Origin of the sequence: Nocardia sp. NPDC060220, assembly GCF_042727815.1 — a bacterium.
In the GTDB taxonomy this organism is placed as follows: Bacteria; Actinomycetota; Actinomycetes; order Mycobacteriales; family Mycobacteriaceae; genus Nocardia.
The window spans coordinates 1-2523 of record NZ_JBHWZY010000938.1 but is presented as its reverse complement, the minus strand read 5'-3'; the positions used below and the strand labels follow the sequence as shown (position 1 = coordinate 2523).

General features: G+C 68.2%; 3 protein-coding genes and 1 pseudogene. 3 read left to right on the top strand and 1 reads right to left on the bottom strand.

The window, feature by feature from the left end; genetic code table 11:
* The first annotated feature begins 54 nt into the window (after positions 1-54).
* From ACFWF3_RS31980 to ACFWF3_RS31970, 3 genes are all read left to right on the top strand, one after another.
* Positions 55-1356, top strand: a complete 1302-nt coding sequence (locus ACFWF3_RS31980; RefSeq protein WP_379317526.1) for a D-arabinono-1,4-lactone oxidase — start codon at positions 55-57, stop codon at positions 1354-1356.
* A 142-nt stretch (positions 1357-1498) separates the two neighbouring features.
* Positions 1499-1912 (top strand): arsenate reductase ArsC, encoded by a 414-nt coding sequence (locus tag ACFWF3_RS31975; protein WP_378991400.1) that lies wholly within the window; start codon positions 1499-1501, stop codon positions 1910-1912.
* A 52-nt stretch (positions 1913-1964) separates the two neighbouring features.
* Positions 1965-2363 (top strand): VOC family protein, encoded by a 399-nt coding sequence (locus tag ACFWF3_RS31970; protein WP_378633010.1) that lies wholly within the window; start codon positions 1965-1967, stop codon positions 2361-2363.
* On the opposite strand, the pseudogene ACFWF3_RS31965 reads toward ACFWF3_RS31970, so the two are convergent.
* A pseudogene (locus tag ACFWF3_RS31965) lies at positions 2339-2523 on the bottom strand (hypothetical protein); the annotation flags it as partial. The gene ACFWF3_RS31970 and the pseudogene ACFWF3_RS31965 sit on opposite strands and share 25 nt — an antisense overlap.

Below are 2523 nucleotides of genomic sequence, written 5' to 3'. Positions count from 1 at the left end.
GAAACCTGCCCATCCAGTAGCGCGCGTCACAGTGCATCCTCTACTGTTGGACACATGACCAAGAGCACCTGGGTGAACTGGGCAGGCCAGCAGAGCTGCACACCCGCCGTCGTCGCCGCGCCGCGCGACGTCGAGGAACTGGCCGCGATCGTGACCGAATCGGCCGCCGCGGGGCGGACCGTGCGCGTCGCCGGGTCGGGACACTCGTTCACCGACGCCGTGCTCACCGACGGCACGCTGATCGACCTCAGCGGTCTGGACAAGGTTCTCGACGTCGACTCCGCCACCGGACGCGTGCGGGTGGAGGCCGGGATCTCACTGCACGCGGCGAGCCCGCTGCTGCACGGGCACGGCCTGGCCTTCCCCAATCTCGGCGACATCGATACACAGAGCCTCGCGGGCGCGACCGCCACCGCCACCCACGGCACCGGCGCCCGGCTGCGCAATATCTCGGCGGCACTGCACTCGGTGGAGGTGCTGCGCGCGGACGGCACCCGGGTGGAGCTCAACGAACAGACCGACGCCGACGGCTGGAAGGCGGCGCGGGTCAGCGTCGGCGCGCTCGGCGTCGTCACCGCGGCCACTCTGCAACTCGAGCCGTCGTTCGTGCTGGAGTGCGTCGAGCGGCCGGTGCCGCTGGACGAGGTGCTCGCCGATATCGACGAATTCGCCGACGGCAGTGATCATTTCGAGTTCTTCGCGTTCCCGCACAGCGCCACGGCGATGACCAAGGCCATCGATCGCACGCAGGCTCCGGAGCAACCGCGCGGCACGATGCGCGAGTGGATCAACGACATCCTGATCGCCAACCACGTCTACGACGGCATGTGCAAGCTCGGTCGGCGAATTCCCGCCGCCATCCCCCTGATTCACCGCGCGGCCACGCTCGCCGGGAGCAACAACAGGCAGGTCGACCGTTCCTATCGTGTGTTCTCCACCCCGCGGCTGGTGAAGTTCAACGAGATGGAATACGCGATCCCGCGCGCGCACGCGGCCGAGGCGATTCGCGAGATCCTCGCGCTGGGAAGGCAATTCGGCACCCCGATGCCGATCGAGGTGCGCTGGGTCGCACCCGACGACGCCTTCCTGTCCCCCGCGGGCGGACGCGACACCTGCTACATCGCGGTGCACCAGTATCAGGGCATGGTGTGGGAACCGTACTTCCGCGCGTGCGAGGCGGTCTTCGACGCCTACGACGGCAGGCCACACTGGGGCAAACGCCACTTCCAGACCGCCGAGACACTGCGCTCGCGCTACCCCGACTGGGACCGGTTCACCGCGGTGCGACGCCGCTTCGACCCCACCGGTGTATTCGCCAACGACTACGTGCACCGGGTACTGGGCTCACTCGACTGACGTCCTCGCCGCGCGGACACTGCTCGGACAACCTGGTCGCCGGTTCGTCCACACCCACCCCCGCCGCAGCGCGCTGATGGAATGATGACGGGTGATATCCGAAGCGCCACAAGCACTTCGCCCCTGCGCCGAAAGGGCGACCATGGCCCACACTCCCAGCGTGTTGTTCGTCTGCGTCCACAACGCGGGCCGATCACAGATGGCGGCGGGTCTCCTGCGCGCCATGGCCGGTGACCGGATCGAGGTGCGCACCGCGGGCAGCGAACCGGCCGCCGCGCTGAACCCCGCCGCGGTGGTGGCCATGGCCGAGATCGGGATCGATATCGCGGGCGCACGGCCTGCCGCGCTCACCGACGACGTCGTCGGGCTCTCGGATGTGGTGGTAACGATGGGATGCGGCGAGGTGTGCCCGTATTTTCCGGGGATCAGCTATCGCGACTGGGTGCTGTCGGATCCGGCGGGTCAGCCCATCGAGGTGGTGCGCGGCATTCGCGACCACCTGCAGATCCTGATCGGCAATCTGATCGCCGAACTGCTGCCGGTACCCGCCCGCTGACACGTCCGATTCGTTCAAGACGCACCCACGATCGAGTGTTTACGCTGCGAATATGACTCCACAGCTTGATGTCGTGTCCGTTGTAGTTTCCGATATGGCCGCTTCGGTGGCCTTCTACCGCAGGCTGGGACTGGTCTTCCCGGACGGCGCCGAAGCAGAGGGCCATGCCGAGGCCGTGATCGGCGGCGGCCTTCGGCTGGCACTGGACACCGAGGCGACGATCGCTTCCTTCGCGCCCGATTGGCAGCCGCCGACCGGTCCCGGCCGCAGCAGTCTCGCGTTCCGATGCGCCGATCCGGCCGAGGTCGACAAGCTCTACGCCGAGCTCGTCGACGCCGGCCATCACGGCGAACTCCCACCGTGGGATGCCTTCTGGGGTCAGCGCTACGCCTCGCTCGCCGACCCCGACGGGCACGGAATCGACCTCTACGCGCCGTTGCCCGCCGAATAGGACGACCAGTCGTGGGGGTCGCGCTGACGCTGCTGATAGCGGCCGAGCATCTCGCGGACCTCGTCGCTGACCGGGGGTTCTCCGGTGAGCCTGGTCCACAGGTGCGCGTCGTGGTCGGTGAGCGTCACCGGTCCCGACGCGGCCACGTCGACGACGAAGG